The 15,702-nt window shown below is 44.5% G+C and carries 18 protein-coding genes and 1 other RNA gene; 11 read left to right on the top strand and 8 right to left on the bottom strand.

The window, feature by feature from the left end:
- Positions 1–136 precede the first annotated feature (136 nt).
- Together WDV74_RS02090 and WDV74_RS02085 are read right to left on the bottom strand one after the other, a co-directional pair.
- The gene (locus WDV74_RS02090; protein WP_338884285.1) at positions 137–391 is read right to left on the bottom strand and encodes a hypothetical protein; all 255 of its coding nucleotides are present in this window, start codon (positions 389–391) and stop codon (positions 137–139) included.
- 63 nt (positions 392–454) lie between these two features.
- Positions 455–613, bottom strand: coding sequence for a hypothetical protein (locus WDV74_RS02085; RefSeq protein ID WP_338884283.1), 159 nt, complete (start codon positions 611–613; stop codon positions 455–457).
- Positions 614–775: 162 nt separating this feature from the next.
- Between WDV74_RS02085 and WDV74_RS02080 the strand changes: the two genes are divergently transcribed.
- From WDV74_RS02080 to WDV74_RS02070, 3 genes are all read left to right on the top strand, one after another.
- Complete coding sequence (locus tag WDV74_RS02080; RefSeq protein ID WP_338884282.1) at positions 776–1,426, top strand: TetR/AcrR family transcriptional regulator; 651 nt, start codon at positions 776–778, stop codon at positions 1,424–1,426.
- A 246-nt stretch (positions 1,427–1,672) separates the two neighbouring features.
- Positions 1,673–2,107, top strand: coding sequence for an acetyltransferase (locus WDV74_RS02075; protein WP_338884281.1), 435 nt, complete (start codon positions 1,673–1,675; stop codon positions 2,105–2,107).
- 377 nt (positions 2,108–2,484) lie between these two features.
- The gene (locus tag WDV74_RS02070) at positions 2,485–3,423 is read left to right on the top strand and encodes a VirK/YbjX family protein (RefSeq protein ID WP_338884279.1); all 939 of its coding nucleotides are present in this window, start codon (positions 2,485–2,487) and stop codon (positions 3,421–3,423) included.
- A 28-nt stretch (positions 3,424–3,451) separates the two neighbouring features.
- On the opposite strand, the gene WDV74_RS02065 is transcribed toward WDV74_RS02070, so the two are convergent.
- Both WDV74_RS02065 and WDV74_RS02060 read right to left on the bottom strand, forming a co-directional pair.
- Complete coding sequence (locus tag WDV74_RS02065; protein ID WP_338884277.1) at positions 3,452–4,048, bottom strand: GNAT family protein; 597 nt, start codon at positions 4,046–4,048, stop codon at positions 3,452–3,454.
- Between the two features lie 157 nt (positions 4,049–4,205).
- Positions 4,206–5,414 carry a transposase gene (locus WDV74_RS02060; protein WP_338882992.1) on the bottom strand — a complete coding sequence of 403 codons (1,209 nt, stop codon included), beginning with the start codon at positions 5,412–5,414 and terminating at the stop codon, positions 4,206–4,208.
- A gap of 22 nt (positions 5,415–5,436) precedes the next feature.
- Here WDV74_RS02060 and tnpA point away from each other — a divergent pair, with 22 nt between their 5' ends.
- Entirely contained in the window at positions 5,437–5,853 is a 417-nt protein-coding gene (tnpA, locus tag WDV74_RS02055) for an IS200/IS605 family transposase (RefSeq protein ID WP_338805343.1), read from the top strand.
- A gap of 232 nt (positions 5,854–6,085) precedes the next feature.
- On the top strand, positions 6,086–8,107 hold the full coding sequence (locus WDV74_RS02050; protein WP_338884276.1) for an NADPH-dependent 2,4-dienoyl-CoA reductase: 2,022 nt from the start codon (positions 6,086–6,088) through the stop codon (positions 8,105–8,107).
- Positions 8,108–8,190: 83 nt separating this feature from the next.
- Here WDV74_RS02050 and sstT read toward each other — a convergent pair whose 3' ends face one another.
- Complete coding sequence (gene sstT, locus WDV74_RS02045; protein ID WP_338884274.1) at positions 8,191–9,429, bottom strand: serine/threonine transporter SstT; 1,239 nt, start codon at positions 9,427–9,429, stop codon at positions 8,191–8,193.
- 636 nt (positions 9,430–10,065) lie between these two features.
- Here sstT and WDV74_RS02040 point away from each other — a divergent pair.
- The 5 genes from WDV74_RS02040 to WDV74_RS02020 all read left to right on the top strand — a co-directional run bounded on the left by WDV74_RS02040 (position 10,066) and on the right by WDV74_RS02020 (position 12,497).
- Positions 10,066–10,734 carry a DedA family protein gene (locus tag WDV74_RS02040; RefSeq protein WP_338884272.1) on the top strand — a complete coding sequence of 223 codons (669 nt, stop codon included), beginning with the start codon at positions 10,066–10,068 and terminating at the stop codon, positions 10,732–10,734.
- A gap of 181 nt (positions 10,735–10,915) precedes the next feature.
- Positions 10,916–11,221 carry a YqjD family protein gene (locus tag WDV74_RS02035; RefSeq protein WP_338884270.1) on the top strand — a complete coding sequence of 102 codons (306 nt, stop codon included), beginning with the start codon at positions 10,916–10,918 and terminating at the stop codon, positions 11,219–11,221.
- Position 11,222: 1 nt separating this feature from the next.
- Positions 11,223–11,624: a phage holin family protein gene (locus WDV74_RS02030; RefSeq protein WP_338884268.1), complete on the top strand. Its 402-nt coding sequence runs from the start codon at positions 11,223–11,225 to the stop codon at positions 11,622–11,624.
- The gene (locus WDV74_RS02025) at positions 11,617–11,910 is read left to right on the top strand and encodes a YqjK-like family protein (RefSeq protein WP_338884266.1); all 294 of its coding nucleotides are present in this window, start codon (positions 11,617–11,619) and stop codon (positions 11,908–11,910) included. Before WDV74_RS02030 ends, WDV74_RS02025 begins: the two co-directional genes overlap by 8 nt.
- Positions 11,911–12,101: 191 nt before the next feature.
- Entirely contained in the window at positions 12,102–12,497 is a 396-nt protein-coding gene (locus tag WDV74_RS02020; protein WP_338884265.1) for a DoxX family protein, read from the top strand.
- 89 nt (positions 12,498–12,586) lie between these two features.
- Here the strand turns inward: WDV74_RS02020 and WDV74_RS02015 are convergent, their stop codons facing one another.
- Positions 12,587–13,483, bottom strand: coding sequence for a LysR family transcriptional regulator (locus WDV74_RS02015; RefSeq protein WP_338884263.1), 897 nt, complete (start codon positions 13,481–13,483; stop codon positions 12,587–12,589).
- Positions 13,484–13,595: 112 nt separating this feature from the next.
- Between WDV74_RS02015 and WDV74_RS02010 the strand changes: the two genes are divergently transcribed.
- Positions 13,596–14,297: a pirin family protein gene (locus tag WDV74_RS02010; RefSeq protein WP_338884262.1), complete on the top strand. Its 702-nt coding sequence runs from the start codon at positions 13,596–13,598 to the stop codon at positions 14,295–14,297.
- 57 nt (positions 14,298–14,354) lie between these two features.
- On the opposite strand, the gene rnpB is transcribed toward WDV74_RS02010, so the two are convergent.
- Both rnpB and rsmI read right to left on the bottom strand, forming a co-directional pair.
- Positions 14,355–14,727, bottom strand: an RNA gene (gene rnpB / locus WDV74_RS02005) — RNase P RNA component class A.
- A 42-nt stretch (positions 14,728–14,769) separates the two neighbouring features.
- Positions 14,770–15,660 carry a 16S rRNA (cytidine(1402)-2'-O)-methyltransferase gene (gene rsmI / locus WDV74_RS02000; RefSeq protein WP_338884261.1) on the bottom strand — a complete coding sequence of 297 codons (891 nt, stop codon included), beginning with the start codon at positions 15,658–15,660 and terminating at the stop codon, positions 14,770–14,772.
- Positions 15,661–15,702: the final 42 nt, after the last annotated feature.

The raw sequence follows: 15,702 nt of genomic DNA, 5'->3' as shown, positions 1-15,702 counted from the left end.
TTCACAGAACTTGTATGTGATGTAGCGAGATCAGTGCTGAAAAATAGTAAAAGACATGCCATTGACAGGCCAACCAAGCCAGCACACAGCATCGCCAACCCAAATCCACTTGCCATTGCAGCTCGGTAAATATCATTCAGCCAATCTTGATTTGCAGGCAGAACATGATTGACGACCGCACGACAGGCGAGATCACTTGCTGCCGAAGGGCATTCATTGTGGCTGAAGCAATACCAGCCCGTTCAGGAGGTGCATATCCCATAACCATCATACCAGTTGCCGGGATTGCCAGCCCCATTCCCACCCCCAATAACGCAAGATCAGCCCCAATAACAATGTACGGCGTGTATGGACCAAAAGCCAACATCATGCACATAGACAAACCAACCATGCTATAGCCCCCAACCATTAGGAGCTGGAGAGGAATGCGTGTTGTCAAACGCCCAAAGAGTAGCTATACAGCTGTTGTGGTAACAAACTGTGGCATGAGATGCCATCCAGCCAGTGCCGGTGAATCGGCCTGTGCTTGCTGTAAAAATAGTGACAAGAAAAACAGGCTGGCGTAGCCGGTAAATCCTAAGACAAACGAAGCCATATTTGCCAAGGCTAACAAAGTATATCCAGCGACTATAATAGTAGGTTGTCAACGTGACCGATTCGAGGCACTCATATGCCAGTGTAACTCCATTACGTAGCCAGGTATTTGTGGCACGATTCTGTGAATGCAGCCGAAACCTGGGGAGTTGTTTTCAGCACGTAAAATTGACATAGCACAATGAGACACAAGACAAACCAGCACGAATTGGAAATTCCAAAAACCCCACGCACCAAGCCAGCTGAAGTACGCCTTGATGAATTGATGGCGGCAGCTGAACACCTCTTCCTGGTACAGGGTGTTGATGCAACGACGATTAATGAAATAGTCAAACTGACCCAGGTGGCTAAGGGGATCTTTTACCATTATTTTGCCTCCAAGAACGAGCTACTTGAGGCGTTGAAGGAGCGCTATACTACGCAGTTCTTAAAGCGGCTTGAGGAGGCTATCGATACCTGCAAACCCAACGACTGGCTTGGTCGGCTTTGTACGTGGATTCGAGTGAACATTGAAACTTACGCCGAAACGTACCGAACACACGATATTGTTTATGCCAACCATCACCATCACGATCGAAATAACCAAGAGAAGAACACCATTCTGAAACAGTTACAGGCCATTCTCGAAAATGGGACGCAAGCCAAGGTATGGCAAGTAGATCATCCACACATTACTGCATTGTTGATTTATGCAGGCGTACATGGCGCCACCGATGATATCATCGTGTCCTCACACTCCAATCGAGAAGTCTTTATCCATGCTGTCATCGCCAACTGTCTACGCATGGTTGATATTGTCGATGATGACACACTTCAAAATCATTCTTGCTAATGGGCTAGCGGGGGTCACTGTTGCTGCGTAAAAAGTTTAAAGAACCGTTGCTTATACAGGCGCATTTTGCTCGATAAAAGCACTGTTTAATCGTTATTTAACGCGTTAATAATCTTTAAAAGGCACAACAAATAGTGAGCTAACGCTCGGTATTAACTCAATTGTATTTTCTTATTTTTACTTTAAGATAGCCGAAAAAACACCCATCCTGAAACCGAAAGCAACAGAAAAATTTAGGGATATCAAATGAAAATACAACAAGCCAGCAAAACTGATTTTTCGACACTAATTCAGATTTGGGAAGCCTCTGTACTTGCTACTCATGATTTCTTGCCCAGAGCTATGATAGAAGTTTTACGCCCACAAATTCTTAATGATTATTTACCCAATCTCACTGTTTATAAGGCGGTGGATGAACAAGATAATATCGTAGGATTTATTAGTACCGATCAACATCGAGTAGAAATGTTGTTTATTGCGCCACAAGCGCGAGGAACAGGGATCGGTAAGATGTTACTGCAATTTGCCATTAACAAATTACGGATCAACGAATTGGATGTAAACGAACAAAATACACAAGGCGTCGGTTTCTACCAATATATGGGATTTCAGGTATTTTCTCGCTCAGAGCTTGATGGACAAGGGAACCCATTTCCTCTATTACATATGAAACTAGTTTGAAAGCCTCAGAACGTTAAAGAAGAACAATACATAAATAAGATAAATATATAAAATATAAATATCATTTAAGGAATAATTTATCAAAAAATAAGTATTCTTTTATTGAAATAATACTTATTACTATAAAAAATAAATAAAATTAAAATAATGGTATATTTTGTAAACATTCGAGCAGAATTTGATAAATCAATGATATAATAAGAACCGTCTATCCCCATCACCTTTCAAGTTACAACTTTGCTGGCTACGTTTATCCCCCATAGTTACGTAGTTATAACCACAGAGTTCATTATGCTCTTGGGGATTTGTTTTCTTGCCACTATGCTGCAACTTGAAATTCAGTAAGTATAAATATTTTTTGTTGAGTTTAAGTATTGATGAGTTATTTACAACAACCTACGTCTTCAGGAATAAAGCTATTTGCTGATCTTGTCGGAAAACGTATTATCCCAGGGGAACTCTGGTATTCTTCCGGTACCCGTACCAAATTTGCACTACGCAGTCTTCTGACTCCCATTTCAACATTAAAACTGTTGAATGGCATTACCAGAACGCCTCATTATTTGGACATTCTGAAAAAACAACCCAGTTGGCCTTGTAAATTACATCGTCCATATTTAAGCATTAATTTTAAGCGCAACCAGATTGTCGGCGCTCTGAACGATCATTATCAAATATTATTCAAACAGTTAGAATCTACTGTTATTAATCGTATTTTTGCTGTTCATGCTTATTTACTGGCAACCATTCAAGGGAAAAATGAAACATTTCTAATATATATTGACGCACTGGACAACCTGAATAAAGAAGGTGAACTTTCTCTCTATATGACTACTGCGGAGAATATCATTTTGGCCAAGTGTGCTTTCACTTTATTAACAATTGATGGCAAACAGACACTCTTTATTGGTGCACTACAAGGGCCAACTAAAGGGGATAATTCTCTGGAGATTATCCGCCATGCAACTAAAGAGTGTTATGGATTATTCCCCAAGCGCCTGTTGATTGAGGCTGTTTGTCGTTTTGCCGATCATATGAATTGTGAGCAGATCCTGGCGGCCAGTAATGAGACTCATATCTACCGTAGCATCCGTTATTGGCATAAAAAGAAAAATAAAATGGTGGCCGATTACAATTCTTTCTGGGAATCGCTAAGTGGCATCAGAAATGAAAATAATGATTTCCATTTACCCTCCTATATAGAAAGAAAATCTTTGGATGAGATCCCCAGTAAAAAACGCGCCGAATATCGCCGGCGTTATCAATTACTGGGTGATTTGGAAAACAATATCAAGGCATCCCTAAAAGTCACCTGATTTTCTGCCAAAAATATCAATTAGACACTCAACGTGGCTTCGTCATTAACCATGTAAGATGCGTTTTAATGGCGGGCCATTCATTGAACAGAATACTATAAACGCAAGTATCCCTTATTGAACCATCTTTGGCTCGCAGGTGATGACGCAAAATACCGTCCAATTTTGCGCCCAATCGTTCAATCGCCTTACGGCTTTGATGGTTTAAAAAATGGGTACGGAGTTCCACTGCAACACATCCCAGTTCCTCAAATGCATACTGCAACAGTAAAAACTTTGCTTCCGTATTAATCGCTGTGCGTTGGACAGAATGTGCATACCATGTAGAACCAATTTCCAATCTGGGAATATTCCCATCAATATTCATATAAGTTGTCATGCCAACTGCCATCCCCGTTGCGTTATTGATGACAGCAAAAGGTAACATACTGCCCCTGCCATGCAGGGTTAAACGACGTTCAATTTCCGCCTGGACATTTGCAGGATCAGGCACACTGGCATACCACAGTTTATGTAACTGTCCATCCTCAATAGCACGAACAAATTCATCATGCCTGTCATGTGATAAAGGTATTAAAGTCACACTTTTTCCGGTTAACGTCACCCAATCTGTTATTTTTCCCATAACTCCATTTCTCCCCACTTATTTCTATTACTTCTGTTTCCTAGCAAGCCTTAATTATTCGTCATTCCGTAAGAATATATTCACAGTATGCACCGTTAAAAACATGTGACAATCTTGACATCCTCCCCGCCCTAAAGGACGGGGATTCCTACAGCGTTCAGACCGAAGCCTGACTCACCTCGGTGGGTTCCTGCTTCAACGGGCGGTCTGACTGCACCATCCCTCCACAGGCAAGCACGGCATGTCCTGCCGCTAAAATATTACGTGCGGCGTTTACATCCGCGTTCGCGGTGTAGCCGCATACCTGACACACGAATTGACTTTGCGTCTGACGGTTTTCTTTCGCCGTATGACCACAGCAGGCACACCGCTGGCTGGTGTATGCCGGAGGTATCGCCACTACCTGACCACCGCGCCAGAGCTGCTTGTACTCAAGCTGACGGCGCATTTCATGCCAGCCTTGATCCCGTATCGAGCGGTTCAAGCCTGATTTGCCTCTGACGTTTCTTCCGTGCTTCTCTGCCGTGCCTTTTGCCGATTTCGACATGTTACTGACCTTCAAGTCTTCAATGACGATCATCGCGTGGTTTTTGCTGATTTCACTGGTGACTTTGTGAAGGTAGTCGCGCCGGATATTGGCAATGTGCGAGTGCAAGCACTGGATTTTCCGTTTTTGTTTCTGCCAGTTTGCGCTGAATTTTACTTTGCGACTCAACTGCCGCTGGAGTGTTGCCAGCTTACGTTGGTTTGCTTTGAAGCTGCTTACTGGCTGATATACCGTGCCATCTGAAAGCGTGGCAAGTTTTGTTACTCCGGCATCCAGTCCGACCATTGATTCTGCATTGTGAGCAGGGTCAGTCACTTCGTATTCAGTCTGGATACTGACGTACCATTTGCCGCATGACTGGCTGACCGTGACGTTTTTCACTTCGCCAATGACTTCACGGCTGTTGCGATAGCGTATCCACCCTAACTTTGGCAACGAGATTCGACTGTTGGGCTGATCGAGCTTCACGCCCTGCGGGTAGCGGAATGAGTCATGTTGACCACGTTTTTTGAAGCGGGGGAATGCAGCCCGCTTCTGGAAGAAATTTTTGTAGCCGCGCTCCAGATCTTTCAGTGACTGCTGCAACGGTTGCGAGGGAGATTCTTTCAGCCATTGTGTTTCAGGTACGGATTTCCACTCAATCAGCCATGAAGCCATTTTGGTGTAAGGGAGATATTTATTCCCTGCTGCATGGTTCTCATTCTGGAGTGCCAGTGCACGGTTAAAAACGAAGCGACAAGCCCCTGCGAAGCGTCGCATATCGCGCTCCTGCTGACCATTTGGTCTTAACTGGAATTTGAAGGCTTGAAGTCGTTTCATGACTATCATTATACTTTGGTCTATGACAAAAGAAACTGATAGTCGACGCGGAAGACACGGTGTTTTCCTGATGCACGTCCACTTGGTATTCGTCGCCAAGTATCGACGAAAGATATTCGATCTTGATGCCATCGAAAAGCTACGCAGCTACTTTAGCAGCGTATGTGCTGATTTTGGTGTTGAACTGGTTGAAATGGACGGCGAATACGACCACGTGCATTTGCTGATCAACTACCCGCCAAAGCTCGCAGTATCGAATCTGGTCAACAGTCTTAAAGGCGTTTCCAGCAGGCTGCTTCGGCGTGACCGTCCAGATATTGCTCTACGCTATTACTACAAAGGCGTTCTGTGGACACCGAGCTATTTTGCAAGTAGTTGCGGAGGTGCGCCGATCTCGATCATCCGGCAATACATCGAGCAGCAGAAAACACCAGGTTAGTCGGAAAACCGCGCCTGATAAATAAGAGGAATTTCTCGCCTCAATAGATTTTCATTAAGGGACGATTGAAGCTCTATTTCATGATATTTGTCACAATCAATTAACAAAGTGGTTCCAATAATGCCGGAACTGTCTACATTTAATCATCATCTCATCCGACCACTTAGCTGTTTAGCTTCATACAGAAAACAATAATATTTCTTGAGCTACCAAATATTTGATGGAGAATGCAATGAGCAATTACCCTCACCTGCTTACACCGCTGGATTTGGGCTTTACCACATTAAAAAACCGTGTGTTGATGGGGTCAATGCACACAGGGCTTGAAGAACATCCCAACGGTGCCCAACGTTTGGCCCAATTTTATGCAGAACGGGCAGCGGGAGGCGTCGCACTGATTGTAACCGGCGGTATCGCACCAAACCCACAGGGCGTTGTTGCGGCAGGCGCAAGTGTCCTGAATAGTGAAACTCACCTGCCTCACCACAAAATTATTACAGAAGCGGTACATCAGGCAGGAGGAAAAATTGCTTTACAAATCCTGCATGCCGGACGCTACAGCTATCAGAAAAACTCCGTTGCACCTTCCGCCATTCAAGCCCCGATTAACCCCTTTATGCCGAAAGAAATGTCTGAGAATGACATTTGGCAGACAATCAAGGATTTTGCCTACTGTGCCCAACTGGCACAACAAGCCGGCTATGATGGCGTGGAAATCATGGGTTCAGAAGGTTATCTCATCAATCAGTTTCTGGTCACACGCACCAATCATCGACAGGATAAATGGGGTGGAACTTTCGAAAATCGCATGCGCTTCGCACTAGAAATTGTCAAAGCGGTTCGCGCTATCACGGGGGAGCGTTTTATCATCATCTATCGCCTTTCTATGCTGGATTTAGTCGAAGATGGCTCCAATTGGCAAGAGATCGAACAACTGGCACAGGAAATTGAAAAAGCAGGAGCATCCATTATCAATACCGGCATCGGCTGGCATGAAGCCCGTATCCCAACGATTGCCACAATGGTGCCCAGAGCCGGCTTTAGCTGGGTTACGCAAAAGTTGATGGGGAAAGTCAACATTCCTTTAATTACAACCAATCGCATCAACAATCCCCAAGTTGCCGAACAAGTTCTCAGTGAAGGCTGTGCCGATATGGTTTCGATGGCACGTCCGTTTCTTGCTGATGCTGAATTTGTATTGAAAACCGAACAGGATCGTGCTGATGAAATCAATACCTGCATAGGCTGTAACCAAGCCTGTCTGGATAGGATCTTTGTCGGCAAGCTGACGTCTTGTCTGGTCAATCCGCGTGCCTGCCATGAAACGGAATTTATTGCCACTCCTGTCATAGCCCCCAAAACCATCGCTGTTATCGGTGCCGGACCGGCGGGATTATCCTTTGCTGTCACAGCGGCCAACCGAGGACACCATGTCACGCTGTTTGAACGAGAAAACCAAATCGGCGGGCAGTTTAATATCGCCAAACAGATCCCTGGCAAAGAAGAATTCCAGGAAACTTTACGCTATTTCGAGCGCCAATTAGCCTTGAACGGTGTCGAAGTACACCTTAACCATACTGCAACTACCGACCAACTTTCATCATTTGATGAAGTTATTATCGCGACAGGGATCATGCCACGCATCCCCAATATCGATGGTATTGAACATGAAAAGGTACTGACTTACCTTGATGTATTGAAACATAAACGGCCAGTCGGAAAACGTGTCGCCATTATCGGTGCGGGAGGCATTGGTTTTGATACCGCAGAGTATCTGAGTCAAAGCGGACAAAGCACCAGTTTGAGCAACTATGCTTTTAGCCATGAGTGGGGAATTGATCGGACAATTACGCATAGGGGAGGATTACGGCCAGAAGGTGCGCAGGTTGAACATTCCCCGCGTAAAATTTATCTGCTGCAACGCAAGGATACCAAGGTCGGGGATGGCTTAGGAAAAACCACAGGTTGGGTGCATAAAACCAGCCTGTTAATGCGGGGTGTAACCATGTTAAACAGTGTTCAATACTTGAAGATTGATGATCAAGGGCTGCATATCCGTCGTGGCGATGAACAACAATGCCTGGAAGTAGATAATGTGATTATTTGCGCAGGACAGGAACCTTTAAAAGCACTCCATCAACCATTACAAGCAATGGGAAAAAGTGTGCATATCATTGGTGGAGCAGATATTGCCGCCGAATTAGATGCGCGCAGGGCAATCGCTCAAGGAGTTCAATTGGCGCTTAAAGTATAACGTACGGCCTAAAAGCAATAACGGTGATAATTTATGCCAAACCCATTATCACCGTTTTATTCCCGCTATTCTTACAATTAACGCTACGCCAGCCGATTCGCCGCAATACGAGACTCTTCAGCCTGGCAAGCGGCGGCGGTAAATAACACATCGGTGGAAGAATTCAGGCCCGTCTCAGCGGAATCCTGCAACACCCCAATAATAAAGCCCACAGCAACAACCTGCATGGCTATTTCATTGGGAATACCAAACATACTACACGCCAGAGGGATCAATAATAATGAGCCGCCAGCAACCCCTGATGATCCACATGCAGCAATAACAGAAACAACACTCAGCAATATCGCGTTAGGAATGTCCACCACCATGCCTAGTGTATTTGCCGCTGCCAGTGTCAATACAGTAATCGTGACTGCCGCGCCCGCCATATTAATGGTAGCCCCCAAGGGAATGGAAACGGAGTAAGTATCCTCATCAAGATTCATGCGGCGGCACATTGCCATATTCACCGGAATATTGGCGGCTGAACTACGAGTAAAGAACGCCATTACGCCACTTTCGCGCAAGCAAGTAAATACCAGAGGATAAGGGTTGCGGCGGATTTTCCAGAAAACAATCAATGGATTGACAACCAATGCAACGACAATCATGCAACCAATCAACACGGTTAACAGATGAGCATAGCCGAGCAAGGTTCCAAAACCTGTCGTCGCAATCGTTGAGGAAACCAAGCCGAAAATACCGATAGGTGCCAGACGGATAATAACACGCACAAGCTGTGTCACTGCGCCTGACAGGTCTTGAATCAATGCCTTAGTTGATTCGTTGGCATGACGTAAAGCAATCCCCAAACCGATTGACCACGCCAGGATCCCAACGTAGTTCCCTTTTAATATTGCATCAATCGGGTTAGCGACAATATTGAGCAGCAACCCCCTTAACACTTCAACGATATTTGAAGGAGGTGACACATGAGTATCATTCGTCACCAAAGCCAACGTTGATGGGAACAACAAACTGCCAATGACAGCCACAACAGCAGCGCAGAATGTCCCTATCAGATACAAGATCAAAATAGGGCGAATATTGCTTTTCTGGCCTATTTTATGGTTGGCTATCGAAGACATAACCAATACCCACACCAGGACAGGAGCCACCGCTTTCAACGCCCCTACAAACAGCGTTCCTAGCAATCCAACTGACTTAGCCGCGGAAGGCACCAGCCATGCCAGTAATATTCCCAGTATTAACCCAACGAGGATTTGTTTTACCAAGCTTCCTTGTGCAATAAATTGCACAAAGTGTGTTTGTTGTTTTTTCATAGCCTATCCATTATCCATCAAGAACGACAAAGAATAACTCATTGCAATATACAGAGAACCCAATAATTGATAACAATTCAGTTACATTTGTGTGATCTAAACTGCAATTTTCTCATCCAATACATTCTGAATGTATTCATGATATAATAGATAACACGACAAGAAATAAAAAATTAATCTATAAATTCAACTAATTACTAAAAAACACTTTCAATAATAAGCGCAGATTATTTCTCGAAAATGAATAGCATGGAGAGATTACTTTCCACTATTAATCAAAGTGCAAGCGTGAAATTAACTGACAAGAGATATAAATTTAGCCTATCCACATGAAAAATGACTCGTTAATGATATTTTATAAAATTTCATCTATCGATTAATTAATTGAGATATCTAAATGAATTAATTTTCACATTTAGGTAAATGTTCAATTGAGCAACAAAATTTCCTGTCTCGATACTGTTGATTTTGTTAAAGTGTGCCAGTCGATCTTTATACCATCTTGAAGGGATTTCGAGATCATTTTATGACAACTGATATTAATTACTTTTGACTGCAAAGTATTTGATAGAAATTAACCATAAATGCACCATAAAAGTAAGATGTAATCCTTAATCCGTATTTTAGGAACATTTGATGGAAATTGTAACAGACCTTATTTATGCACTCTGGCACCAAGATTACGAAACATTGGCTAATCCGTCGTTGGTATGGGCAATCTACATACTGCTATTTACCATCCTGTTTCTGGAAAATGGGATATTACCTGCGGCTTTTTTACCGGGTGATAGTCTACTCATATTAGTCGGTGTTTTAATTGCAAAAGAGGCCATGAGTTTTCCTGTAACTTTAGTCATTCTCACCACCGGCGCCAGCCTCGGTTGCTGGCTCGGATATCTTCAGGGAAGGTGGCTTGGCAATACAAAATTAGTTCAGGGCTGGCTGTCACATCTTCCTGCACATTATCATCAACGCGCACATAACTTATTCCATCGTCATGGCTTATCTGCCTTACTGGTAGGTCGTTTTCTCGCTTTTATCAGGACATTACTGCCAACACTGGCAGGCCTTGCTGGGCTAAAAAGTGGACGATTTCAAATATTCAATTGGCTTAGCGGATTCTTGTGGGTCATTATTCTAACAACACTGGGTTATGCCCTTGGGAAAAGCCCTCTGTTTCGCCAGTATGAAGAATATCTGATGAATTTTTTGGTACTGTTACCTGTAGGTCTATTGCTCATTGGCTTAATTGGCAGCCTAACTGTCATTTGGCGCAAAAAGCGTGCTAATAAATCTCTATCATAACTTTTTCCCTCTAGTGACCCTGTGGTATGACCGCGAAAATACCACAGGATATCGCCCTTTTCGTTCCTTTAAGGTTAATTTGCAATATATTGTGATAATTTTTCATCTATTCATACTTTCATCTCTTGATAAAAGCGTCTATGTTTGAAATTCATCCATCGTATATTTAAGGAGACAGGCAATGCCACAAAAGAAAAGCTCTGAAGATCTACGTGCTGAATTACAATCTCTTGCGGATACGCTAGAAGAAGTCCTCAATAGCTCCGGCGATAATTCAAAAGCGGAACTGGAAAAACTACGCAGCAAGGCAGAAAGAACGCTGAAAAACGCGCGTACTACGCTTAGTGAAGCGAGTGATAGACTGGTAGGTCAAACCAAAGAAATTGCAGGTCATGCGGATAGTTATGTCCGTGAGAATCCATGGGCCGGTGTCGGTATAGGTGCAGCAATTGGCGTTGTATTAGGAGTTCTGCTTTCAAGGCGCTGATATGACCCAATCCTCTCACCCAAAAGGCCCAGGAAAAGGGCTCTTTGATACTGTACGGCGAGTAGCAGCCATTGCTGTTCATATAATTGAAACTCGTATCCAACTCGTTGCTGTTGAGCTGGAAGAGGGAACGGCAACACTGGTACAACTGCTACTGCTGGTAGGATTGACATTACTATTTACGGGCTTTGGCCTGATGTGCCTATTGGCACTAATATTCTGGGCCATCGATCCAGCCTACCGAACAACGGCAATAGCTATCACTGCCGGAATATTACTGCTCCTCGCCGTAGTTAGTGCAATATGGACGCTAAAAAAGGCGCGAAAACTGACCTTTCTTAACGCAACTCGAACACAATTGCATGTTGATCGCAAAATGCTGGAGGATGATCCTCATGAATAAATCGAGGTATCGCCAACGGAGTTTGCGAAAACAGCAGCTACTAAAAGAGATCCAGCAACAACGACAGTTACTAGCGACTTATAGCCAAAACTGGCTTGAAGTGACACAACCCTATGATAAAGGCTGGCAAACTCTCATGGCTTTCAAGCCTTATATCGCCATTGGATCTGGCCTTGCCCTGCTTTATGGACTCCGCCATCCCAAGCAGCTTTATCACTGGTCACGTCGTATAATCAACATCTTCGGGATCATAAAAATCGTACGAAACACACTATACAAAAATTAATACCAACAAATTCTTTCAAAAAAACTGCATGAAATAGTTAGTATTCCTTACTATCAACCAATAATACCTCTCCGTAGAATACTTCCCATCAGATAATGACTAACAAATCGTACTATTCAGTCCGTTTTTTAACCATAAAAGCTAAACAGATAGTTCATTTATCGCGATCTGCGGTATTTGTGGAGACAATCATGAAAAAATTTGAAGATAGTGGCCTGTTGATTGCCCGTATTTTAATATCCATTCTTTTCATTATCGCAGGATATGGAAAACTAGGTAATGCCTATGCAGGAACGCAGGAATTTATGGAAGCCATGAAGGTGCCAGGCATTCTATTACCACTGACTATCTTACTTGAACTAGGGGGCGGGCTTGCTATGATGCTCGGCCTGTTGACCCGCACCACGGCGGTATTTACATTTATTTTCTGTATCCTGACCGCGCTCCTGTTCCATAGCGATTTTTCAAATGACCTGAACCTGACTATGTTCCTGAAAAACGTCTCCATCAGCGCAGGCTACCTGCTACTGGCTATGATGGGACCAGGAAGATTCAGTATTGACCATGTAATGAAGAAAAATTGGTAATCAAAGAAAAACAGATCATTTCCCGTTTTTTTATAGCCCCTTCCTGTGTACTCGCAGCAAGGGGTTCTATGATATTCGCTACATTCTTTTTATTTCTTTGCAAATAACTTAGGGATTTCACGCAAGCACCAGGATTTGGCTTCGCCCATACTATCACGCCGCCATGCCATGATAATGTTGGTTTCGTGGCTGTATTCCGAGCCAATAACCCGCAAACGACCTTCAGCAATATCTTGCTCTACCATAGGGTATGGCATGGTTGCCACACCTAATCCAGACAAAAGCGCCCGACGTTTATCTTCCAGTGAACTCACGGTCAAACGCGGCTGTTTATCCAATAATTTAACCGTCAACACCGGACGCTCTCTTGCCGTATCCGCGACAGCTATTCCACGATATTTCACCCGTGTAGCATCAGACAAGGGTTCGGGTTCATGATGAATAGGGTGATCTGCACTGGCAACATAGACATTGTTAACAGAATAAAGTGCCCGCGAATTCACTTCGGCTGACGCCCTGAAATGCAGATCAGGTGCAATCACAATATCAGCATATCCTGTTTCCAGACGTTCCCAAGCGCCTGCTAATACTTCTGTCATTAACGAGAGCTGCGTATTCGATTTAGCCGCCAATTTATCCACAAGAGGAAACAACGATGCCATTGGGAACAACGCTTCACACACAATAGTCAGGTGGGTTTCCCAACCACGGGCGAGTGCTTCGGCATCTGCTGCCAATTTATCTGCCGCTTCAAGTAGCAACCGCCCTCGTTCCAGTAGCATCCGGCCAACATTAGTAAATTTTGTGCGGTGGCCAGAGCGATCAAACAGCACAACGTCCAATTCCTCTTCCAATTTCTGCATGGTGTAACTCAGCGCAGAAGGGACCCGACCCAACTCATCCGCTGCCGCAGCAAAACTTCCCCTTCGGTCTATCGCATCCATTACCCGTAAGGATTCCAAAGTAAGCGCACGTTCTTTACCCATATTTTTCTCAATCAGGAATTTTGAATATAGCCACCAGATTAACTGGCTAACATTTCAACGTCCAGATAATTAAGATCGACAGTCATAGATCTATAGTTGAAGAGATAACAGCATGATAACAATGAGAACAGAAAATCAATGCGGAAAAGCCGATTATGGCTGGTTACAGGCTCGCTATACTTTTTCATTTGGTCACTATTTTGACCCAAAATTTTTGAACTATAGGACGTTGCGCGTTCTTAATCAGGAAGTTTTGGCACCGAAAGCCGAGTTCCAACCCAAATCTTACCCACATGTTGATGTCCTGAATATTATCCTGCAAGGAGAAGCCCAATATCGAGACAGTGAAGGCAATAACTTTCATGCACGCCAGGGAGATTGTCTGCTATTTTCTGCGCGTCGAGGGATCCGTTACAGTGAGCACAATACCAGTGACACGCGCCCATTGACACGGCTACAACTCTGGCTCAATGCCTGTCCTCAGCAAGAAGCACGGCCATTACAGCATATCACTCTGCCAAACCAACCGCTTACCTTACTGGCCTCTCCTACGTCGGAAAATCACAGTATGCATCTGCGCCAACAAGTATGGATAAGCTATCTCGTGCTTAAGCCCCATGACAGCCAAATTTTGTCTTTACGCGGCAAACATGCTTACCTGCAATCTATCAGTGGCAATGCAATCACTCATGGCAACCAAAGCAGGGAGGTAAAGATTAACTGTGGGGATGGTGTCTTTATTCAGGAAGAGCAGGAAGTGCTGTTACAAGCGGAGACGCCATTTCGCGGCCTGCTGATTGATTTGGCTGACTGATCATTTCTTATTTATAAAGAAAAAGCCCTATAAAGCAGATGCTTTATAGGGCAAAATCTGTGAAGTTGACCGATAAGCCGGGTTCTGTCTTGGACAGCCATTCATCTAGGCCAGCACTTGCGCACTGGCTCAAGCAACCTACCCGGGTTCGGTACGGGCCGTACCATGCGAACCCCTATTTGGTCTTGCTCCGGGTGGAGTTTACCGTGCCACGAACTGTTGCCAGTCGCGCGGTGCGCTCTTACCGCACCCTTTCACCCTTACCTGATCCCAAACAAAGCTGGGCCATCGGCGGTTTGCTCTCTGTTGCACTAGTCGTAGGCTTTCGCCTCCCAGACGTTATCTGGCACCCTGCCCTGTGGAGCCCGGACTTTCCTCCCCTTTACTTCTCCCGAAAGAGCGGTAAAGCAGCGACTGTCTGGTCAACTCCGGCGCGGATTATAAGAGGTTTAATACCCAATGTATAGGGTTTTCACGCGTCTTCTTCAATTTGTCCCAAGGCCGTGTTTTGATCGAGCGAATAACGATACAAGGCATTTTTCTTCACACCGTGGATCTCTGCCGTCAATGCCGCCGCCTTTTTCAATGGCAGCTCTTTTTGCAACAATGCCAGTGTCCGCAAGGCTTCCTGTGGTAGGCTATCCTCGGCGGGCTTCTGATACCCTTCCACAATTAGAACCATTTCTCCGCGGCGACGAGTTTCATCTTCCTTGACCCATGCCAGAAGCTCACCTGCGGGCATTCCTTGAATCGATTCCCACGTTTTGGTTAATTCTCGTGCCAACACGATATAGCGATCGGCCCCCCACACTTTCACAATATCTTCTAAACTGTCCAACAAACGATGTGTCGATTCGTAGAAAATCAGCGTACGCGGCTCTTGCGCTAATTCACGCAGAGTATCTTGGCGTCCCTTACTTTTAGCCGGCAAGAAGCCTTCATAACAAAAACGATCTGAAGGCAAGCCAGCAGCAGACAGTGCTGTAATAGCCGCACAAGGACCAGGTAGTGGAACCACATTGATACCAGCTTCACGACAACGGCGAACCAGGTGATAACCCGGATCGTTAATCAACGGCGTACCCGCATCAGATACCAATGCGATGCTCGCGCCTTGCTCGAGTTTCGTAAGCAATTGATCTGCTTTTTGCTGTTCATTATGATCGTGAAGTGCGAACATGCGCGCATTAATGGCAAAATGTTGAAGCAACAAGCCAGTGTGTCGCGTATCTTCGGCTGCAATCAGATCGACATGTTTAAGAACTTCAAGTGCACGCTGAGTAATATCCCCCAGATTTCCAATAGGGGTTGGCACAACATATAGCGTGGATGTCGTAACCACTGCTCGATTGGTTTGATTCATTGTTTCATCCGAATGACCGATTTAAAATTGAGCATCTTTGAA

Source organism: Xenorhabdus sp. TH1 (assembly GCF_037260955.1).
Taxonomy (GTDB): Bacteria; Pseudomonadota; Gammaproteobacteria; order Enterobacterales; family Enterobacteriaceae; genus Xenorhabdus; species Xenorhabdus griffiniae.
The sequence above is the reverse complement of the archived record's forward strand: the minus strand, read 5'-3'. Positions and strand labels throughout refer to the sequence as shown.